Below are 7,895 nucleotides of genomic sequence, written 5' to 3' on the forward strand. Positions count from 1 at the left end.
GCGATTGAACCGCTTGATACAGCTTCGGTTGATTATTCTTGACCTGTACCACTACATGAGCCTTCTTCTCGCTGATTTTCTCCAGTGTCTCACGCTGACAATGCAACGCATCGAGTGTGACAACGGCTCCTTTTAGCTCAAGAATGTCCAGCATATCTTTGACGGTTTCGATTTCCCCCTTCTTGTTAGGGGTTGCTTTCTGGCTTAACACCAGCCCATTTTCGGTATCGTAAGCCGTGACCAACTGAAGCGCATCCTTGGCATTTCCCCGAAAGGAGCCGCGTAACACCTTGCCATCAAAGGCAATGATGGGTTTGCCCTGATGAGTGCGCTGTTCATTGACCCAGCACAGCAACGCTTCAAGCAAGGTATCGATGACAATGCAGCGCAGAATGCGGGCAACCGTGTGACGCCGCGGGATGCCGTTGGCAAAGGGGCGATGCTGACGGAGCCAATCGATCTTTGAATCGCCATAGGTTTCGATGTCATTCCAGCCCTCGGCACCACTCATGATGGCACTGATGACAAGGAACATGACATCAACCAGGTTATGTTTACGATTGATCTCAGAGCGAGTTTCTTCGACAAGGGTAAGGTGTTCAATCAACGTCATAGCGCGTGCCTCCTGCATGGAGACGCGATTAGATCACAGACGATCTGCCTGTTCAAATTTCATTAACAAAGTGCGATCCCGCCCTGCTTCCTTATCCAGCGCCACCGCTCCCGCACGCCGTCACGCCAAGCCAACGCCAACGCCAACGCCAACGCCAACGCCATGCTCCCCACTCCTGTGCAGCAGGGGCAGATCCGCCGTGCAAATTCATGGCATAGAATTTTATGGCGTTAATAACAGATCCCGGCTGCCAGCAAGGCGTCATCGAGTATGCCGGAATAATCATTTACAGAGAGGAATGCAAAAGCCGTGAATTATATTCCAGAGGTATCTTTAATAATGTTGATATGCATATTCACGGGAATTTTCATAGCCCCTTAAAAGAGCTGAAAACAGATATCCATGCACCATAATATGCATTATTTGCACATCGGCGCATAATATTAACCATTTATTCACACGCCAATATCCCGAAGAGGGGGAGAGCAAACCCAGTCAGGGCAAGGCTGTCCGCCGGTTTGGCACCATTTGCGCACAAATTGGCTACGATTTCGGGTGAATTGAATAGCAATATGATTAAATTTGCGCCCATTGAGCCATCTCATAGAAATGCAATCAGCGGTTTGCAACCCCTGATAGCCACTCATAGAATCGCAGCGTCTGAAATATCTACCCTGTCCTCTTCTCCCTTATTCCTCTCAGTAATTGAGTGGAACACAAATAATAACCGGGGATGCCGCCGCTGGCGCAGTGGCCATGGCGCACAACAAGATGGGGTAAACCTGTACCTGAATAAACAACAAATATTAAAAAGAGGCATATCTATGAGTGGCACCATCATCAAGTCGGCAAGAAATACCCCCCATGCCCCCCAGGACCTGGGCCCCTGCACCCAAACGGTGGCGTTTTCTCATTACAACAATATCTCGGCCCAGTTGCCGGTCGATCCCGCCACCGGCAAGATGGTGAGTGGCGATGTCACCGCGCAGGCAAGACAGTGCCTGAGCAACCTCAAGGCAATCATCGAGAGCATCGGCCATGTGATGGACGATATGGTCAAAGCGACCATCTTCCTGAAAGAGATGGCGGATCTGGAAGCGGTCAACGCCGTCTATCGCGAATTCTTCCCGGGCTATCTGCCGACCCGCACCACCCTCGCCGTCGCCGCCCTGCCGCTGGGTGCACTGGTGCAGATCGATGCCATCATCTCCAACGGCGAAGGTACCTTCCCACAAGATCCTTGCCCGCTGGTTAAACTGGCCCGCAACAGTGACAAGGCGCCGCACAATCCGCTCTCCACCCACACCGTGGCCTTCTCCCACTACAACAATATCGGCGCGCAGCTGCCGGTCGATGCAGCCTCTGGCCAGCTGGTTGCCGGTGGCATCAAGGAGCAGGCGGGCCAGTGCCTGCGCAATATCAAGGCGGTGCTGGAGAGCATCGACGTGCCGTTTGACGATATCGTCAAGGTTACCGTCTATCTGACCGATCTGGCCGATCTGGAGGCCGTCAACGAGGTCTACACCACCTTCTTCCCCGACTCCGCCATTGCCCGCGCCGTCGCCTATCTGCCTGCCCGCTCTGTGGTCAGTGCCGTCGCCCTGCCCATGGGGGCGCGGGTGCAGATGGATGCGGTCATCTCCCACGGTGACGGTACCCCGCCACAACTGGTGGAAGACAGACACAATCTGGTGATCCGCGCCCGCAATACCGACAAGGCACCGCGCAGCCCGCTCCATTGCCAGACCGTCGCCTTCTCCCACTACAACCATCTCTCTGCGCAGCTGCCGATAGACCCCGCCACCGGCAAGATCCTGGCTGGCTGCATCAAGGAGCAGACCGCCCAGTGCCTGAGCAATATCAAAGCGATTGTGGAGAGCATCGGCCATGTGATGGACGATATCGTCAAGGTCAATATCCAGCTCGCCAATATCGCGGATCTGGACGCGGTCAACGCCGTCTACACCAAATACTTCCCGGGTTATCTGCCGGCCCGCACCGTATTCGGGGTGAGCGAGTTGCCCGCTGGCACCCTGGTGCAGATGGATGCTGTGATGTCCAACGCCGAAAGCACCCCGCCGCAGGCGTAAGTTTTTCGCTCAATAAAAAGAGACCGGCTATATGCCGGTCTCTTTTTACATGCCTGACAAAGGGATGACCCCTCAACCCTCGATATCGCGGTTCCTGAGCGCCACTCTGACCGCCTCTGCGGTAGTGGCCACCCCCAGTCGACGGCGAGCACTGCGCAGATGGTTCTCGACCGTGCGCACCGAAAGCTTCAGGGTGGTGGCGATATCGGCATGGCGCCAACCCCGGGAGACCCACTCCAGCACTTCGCGCTCGCGCCCAGTGAGGCCACGCTCGTGACCCGCTACCGGCATCTCCATCAGGCGACGAGCTGCATGAAAAGCCGCCGCCGCGATCAGCGCAAGGCCAACCCGAGTGTGGGCACTGGCATCGATCTGATCGCCGCCAAAGCTCATCGCCCCTTCCAGCCCCAACGGCCCATAGACGGGAACCTGCAAGCCATGTCGGCCCGGCCCCTCAGGCTGGCGAACGATACGGTACTGCTCGCCAGCAGCGCCAACCGTTTTGCTCCAGAAGAAGGGCTGGTCTCGCTCCCTGATATGCATCGCCATCGGGCACTCGCGCATATAGGCATGCAGGTCGACCGCCTCGCCGCTCTCCAGCCACTCCCCCTCCAGCCAGTAGAGATGCTCGACCACCCCCTCCTCGCTAGCACTGATGGAGAAGAGCGCAAAGCGGTGATACCCCAGCGGGGTGGCAAAAGCGCGCACCAGTTGCTGGATCTCCTCCAACCGCTGGCACCCTTCCAGCGCCACCGCGACCTGCAGCGCATTCGCTGGCGACGACGACAACCTCATCGCTTGGCAACCGCCTCCAGCAAGGTGGTAGCGGCCAGCTTGCCGAGGTTATTGCCCGCCAGCGGGCTGTCACCGGTCAGCAGATTGCGATCCCGGCACACCTCTCCCGAGATGCCGTTGTTGACGATCTCGAAGCCAATCTCTTTGAGCTTCTCGCCAAACTTCCAGGTGAGGTGGCCCGGCATATAGCCAATTGCCGGGGTCTGGGCATCCAGCTCGTCGGGGAAGGCGCAGATCTTGTAGCCCGCGAAGGTCTCTGGATTGGCCACCGCCAGCAACGCAGCAGGCCCGTGACAGAGGGAGATGATGAAGCGATCGTTGGCCATCGCCCACTCCAGCAGCGCTTTCACCTCGGCACTCTGCGGCAACCCCATCAGGGCGCCGTGGCCGCCGGGAATAAAGACGCCGATATAGTCCGAGTCGGCGGCCAGCGCCTCTTTCAGCAGATCGGCCAGCTTGGCCGGTTGGCGGAACTGCGCCTGATATTTGGCATAGAGCCCCAACACCTCTTCATCTTCGCCGGGCATGGCCCACCACTCGAACTTGACCGGATTGCCGGAGAGGGTGGCCACGTCAAAGGCAAAGCCCGCCTTGTCGAGGTGATACATGGGCAGCAGGGTTTCGACCGGATGGTTACCGGTGGAAAACAGGGTACCGTTGTCGGTGGGCAGATAGCGCTCATCGGCCCCGATCAGCAGGATCTTCCAGCGCCCCTCCCGATAGGGAGCGGGATAGTCGGCCCCGGCAAGGTCAGATTTGCGCGAGGTGAACTGGCTCAGGGAGTAGGGCGACGGGAAGAAGGCATTCTGCTCTGCCGGATCCGGGGTTGGTTGTTTATCGTCAACAAGCATGTCGGTCATGGGTCAGGCTCCAGTAGTGGTGGACTCGGTCTCACAGTATTGACTGTCAGAGACCAAGTAAATGAGGGTTTTCCCTCAACCGCCATGACTATGGCAAGAGGTGTGACCGCGCTGCGACAAAACCTGAACAGAATCCCCGCCAGATTTAGGCCATCGCGGCAAATGCCCTGACGATGGCATCCATGACCGCTCTAACCCGCGCGGCATGTTGCACATCCTGATGGGTCACCAGCCACACATCGTAGGATTGCTGTAACTGCCGCTCGGGCCAGACCCGCACCAACCCGGCTTGCTCTGCGAGCGGAACCGCTACCTCGCCAAGTCCCAGCCCCATCAACAGGGCCTGACGCAGCATCAGGCTGGTATTGACCCCCGCGGCGACCGTGGCCCCCTCGGCCGCCTCTTCGAGCATCATGGGCGAGCGATCGCTCTGCCAGTGGGGCTCATACACCACCAGCGAATGGCCCGCAAAACCGGTGCCCGCTTCGGGAATGCCATGGCGAACCAGATAGTCGGCGGAGGCATACAACCCGACCGGCCAAGAGGCCAGCTTGCGAATAATCAGGTCGGGATTGTCCGGCTTCACCGTCCGGATCGCGATATCCGCGTCCCGCAGGGACAGATTGACCACCTGGGTCGAGGTATTGAGGATGACCCTGATATCTGGATAACGCTGATGCAGCTCGGTCAGAGCAGGTATCAAAAAATCCATCCCCAGGGTGTCTGTGGTCGCCACGCTGACCTCCCCGACCAGGCGGTTATCGACCCCTTGCGCCGCCCGTACGAAATCAATGGCCGCCAGCTCCATCTGCTGGGCGCTGGCCAGCACTATCTCTCCGACATGAGTCAGCACATACCCTTTGGATGTGCGGAGAAACAGCGTGGCCGCCAGACGATGCTCCAGTGCGGCAATCCGCCTGCCAATGGTGGCCTGATCGACCCCGACCACACGGGCGGCGCCCCTCAGGCTCCCCTCCCGATGCAACGCCAGAAAAATTTTCGCATCATCCCAGTTCATCACGACTCCCGGTTGAAATGCATTTTTGCATTACAGGTGAGGGATAATACTGCGTTTATTCATCAGTAATCTCCACTATCTTGGTGCTCATCCCACTCGGGGAACCTCATATCACCTCGTTACAAGGAGCCGCTGATGCATAACGCCTATTCCATTCCCGCCACCATGAGCGCGGTAGAAATTACCCAACCAGGTGGCCCCGATGTCTTGCAACTGACCACCCGCGCCACACCAGAGCCCAAGCCCGATGAGGTTTTGATCCGGCACTATGCGACCGGCATCAATGGGCCGGATGTGATGCAGCGCAAAGGGCTCTACCCGCCTCCGGCAGGGGCATCGGATATTCCCGGGCTGGAGGTCGCCGGGGTCGTGGTCGCCAAGGGGGAGCAGGTGGAGCATCTCAAGGTTGGCGACAAGGTCGCCGCGCTGATTTCGGGTGGCGGCTATGCCGAATACAGCGTCGCCCACCAGAGCAATGTCCTGCCCCTGCCGCCCGGATTGAGCTTTGTCGAAGCCGCGGCACTGCCGGAAACCTTTATGACGGTCTGGTCAAATATGTTTGAACGGGGCCAGTTTAAAAAAGGCGACATCATCTTGATTCATGGCGGCGCCTCCGGCATCGGCACGACCGCCACCATGCTGGCCAAGGCATTTGGCGCCGCAAAAATCATCACCACGGTCGGCTCACCCGAGCAGCAGGCCGCCAGCATCAAGCTGGGCGCGGATGTGGCCGTGCTCTACAAGGAGGAGGATTTTGTCGAGGCCGTGCATGCAGCCACCGATGGCCATGGCGCCGACATCATTCTCGATATCATTGGCGGAGAGTATGTCGCGCGCAACTATGCGGCGGCCGCCATCAATGGTCGCATAGTCCAGATCGGCATTATTGCGGGCGCCGCCCCCAATCTGGATCTGTTTCCCATGCTGCAAAAGCGGCTGACCCATATCGGCTCCACCCTGCGCTCGCGTACTCCGCAGGAAAAAGCCGAGCTGATTGCCCAGCTGCAAACTCATGTCTGGCCATTTATCGAACGCGGCGAGGTCAAACCGCAGGTTTACCAGACCTTCCCGCTGGATGAGGCCGCCGCCGCCCACCATTTGCTGGATTCAGGCCGTCATATCGGCAAGCTGGTATTCATGTACAGGATCTTTAGCAGCAACCAATTGAAATAGATATAAAAATGGCTTCGATTGTGATCTGATTTTATCGCCAAACAAAACCGCCACGCACGAAGCCATGACCATTATCGATGCCAACCACTATCTTGAGCAACTTCTCTCTCCTGCCGAACTCGACCGCATTGCCCGTGACTGCCAATTTTGCTTGCGCAAACGAGCCATTACGCCTGCCATGCTGGTGACTGCACTCTTGCGGGCACTTGGCTGCGACCAGGTCGATGGTATCGCTGGATTGCACCATCATTTCAATGCCTTGCAACTGGTTGATGCCCATCAGGTTTCCTACAAGCCCTTTCACAACCAGTTGCGCAAAGCGTCGTTCGCCCTGTTCATGAAGGCGCTGGTTGAACGGGCTATCGCCTTGCGTATCGGCCAACAGATGAAGACTGCATCCCTTGGCGCATTCAAACAGGTGTTGTTGCAGGATGGTACTTCCTTTGCCGTCCACAAAAGCCTGGCCGAAGTGTTTCCGGGAAGGTTCAAGACCATTAGCCCGGCGGCAATCGAGTGTCATATGCTCATGTCTCTATTGGAGCAAAGTCCAGTTTGCATGCAGGTCTCTGCCGATACGGCGTCAGAGCGCCAGTTCCTGCCTGAGCCCGAGCGGCTCAATAACAGCCTGCTGTTGGCGGACGCGGGTTACATCGATATGGCCTACTTTGCGAAACTAAACGAGGCGGGCGGTTTCTATCTGGTCAGGGGTAGTAAGAGCCTGAACCCGAAGATTATCCGGGCATGGCGCGGTGACGAACGGGAAGTGCCGAAGCTGGCGGGCCTGTCACTCAAGGATGCTGGACGGCGGCACTGTCGGGCAGAGGTACTGGATATGGTGGTGAAATCGGGCAAGTTCGAGTATCGGCTGATCCGACGCTGGTTTGCCGAGGAGAAACGGTTCTGTATCTGGATGACCAATCTGCCACGAGAGGCATGGCCAGCAGAGCGGGTGATGAGCCTGTACCGCTGTCGTTGGCAGGTGGAGCTGCTGTTTAAGGAGTGGAAGTCGCACAACCGGCTCAAGGGCTTTGTGACAGGTCAGAAAGCCATTGCCGAGGGGCTGGTGTGGGCCAGCCTGTTGTCGCTGGTGATGAAAAGACGGGTAGCTCAGACGCTGATGGGGGACGGTTTATCCACACTGAAAGCGGCGAAAAATAGCGGAACCTGGTGGTTCCCGTTATTGGAAGCGGTGGCTCATCGGGTGTTGGTGGAAATAAGAGAGCGTCTGGAATGGGCTGCCGTTTACTTGGCGAAAAATGCCCGTCGAACCAAGCAGCGAAAATCGATACAGAACAGGACCTTAGAAGGAATTTCAAATGAAGTGTTTTCTTAAGGTCCTGTATATG

The 7,895-nt window shown here is 57.5% G+C and carries 6 protein-coding genes and 1 pseudogene; 3 read left to right on the top strand and 4 right to left on the bottom strand.

Annotated features, from left to right (window positions below):
* A pseudogene (locus tag AB5Y97_RS16260) lies at positions 1-613 on the bottom strand (ISAs1-like element ISAs1 family transposase); the annotation flags it as partial.
* An 824-nt stretch (positions 614-1,437) separates the two neighbouring features.
* On the opposite strand from AB5Y97_RS16260, the gene AB5Y97_RS16265 reads away from it, so the two are divergent.
* Positions 1,438-2,703: a RidA family protein gene (locus AB5Y97_RS16265; RefSeq protein ID WP_368158476.1), complete on the top strand. Its 1,266-nt coding sequence runs from the start codon at positions 1,438-1,440 to the stop codon at positions 2,701-2,703.
* A 72-nt stretch (positions 2,704-2,775) separates the two neighbouring features.
* On the opposite strand, the gene AB5Y97_RS16270 is transcribed toward AB5Y97_RS16265, so the two are convergent.
* From AB5Y97_RS16270 to AB5Y97_RS16280, 3 genes are all read right to left on the bottom strand, one after another.
* The gene (locus AB5Y97_RS16270) at positions 2,776-3,498 is read right to left on the bottom strand and encodes a PA1136 family autoinducer-binding transcriptional regulator (RefSeq protein WP_201947396.1); all 723 of its coding nucleotides are present in this window, start codon (positions 3,496-3,498) and stop codon (positions 2,776-2,778) included.
* Positions 3,495-4,358: a glyoxalase III HchA gene (gene hchA / locus AB5Y97_RS16275; RefSeq protein WP_058057895.1), complete on the bottom strand. Its 864-nt coding sequence runs from the start codon at positions 4,356-4,358 to the stop codon at positions 3,495-3,497. The genes AB5Y97_RS16270 and hchA overlap by 4 nt, the downstream gene beginning before the upstream one ends.
* A gap of 145 nt (positions 4,359-4,503) precedes the next feature.
* A complete protein-coding gene (locus AB5Y97_RS16280) occupies positions 4,504-5,376 on the bottom strand; it encodes a LysR family transcriptional regulator (RefSeq protein ID WP_368158479.1) in 873 nt (290 codons plus the stop codon).
* A gap of 135 nt (positions 5,377-5,511) precedes the next feature.
* Here AB5Y97_RS16280 and AB5Y97_RS16285 point away from each other — a divergent pair, with 135 nt between their 5' ends.
* Entirely contained in the window at positions 5,512-6,549 is a 1,038-nt protein-coding gene (locus AB5Y97_RS16285) for an NAD(P)H-quinone oxidoreductase (protein ID WP_368158480.1), read from the top strand.
* 64 nt (positions 6,550-6,613) lie between these two features.
* Positions 6,614-7,882, top strand: a complete 1,269-nt coding sequence (locus tag AB5Y97_RS16290; RefSeq protein WP_041206016.1) for an IS4-like element ISAeme4 family transposase — start codon at positions 6,614-6,616, stop codon at positions 7,880-7,882.
* Positions 7,883-7,895: the final 13 nt, after the last annotated feature.

It is taken from the genome of Aeromonas sp. R10-2, from assembly GCF_040908445.1.
GTDB lineage: Bacteria > Pseudomonadota > Gammaproteobacteria > Enterobacterales > Aeromonadaceae > Aeromonas > Aeromonas veronii.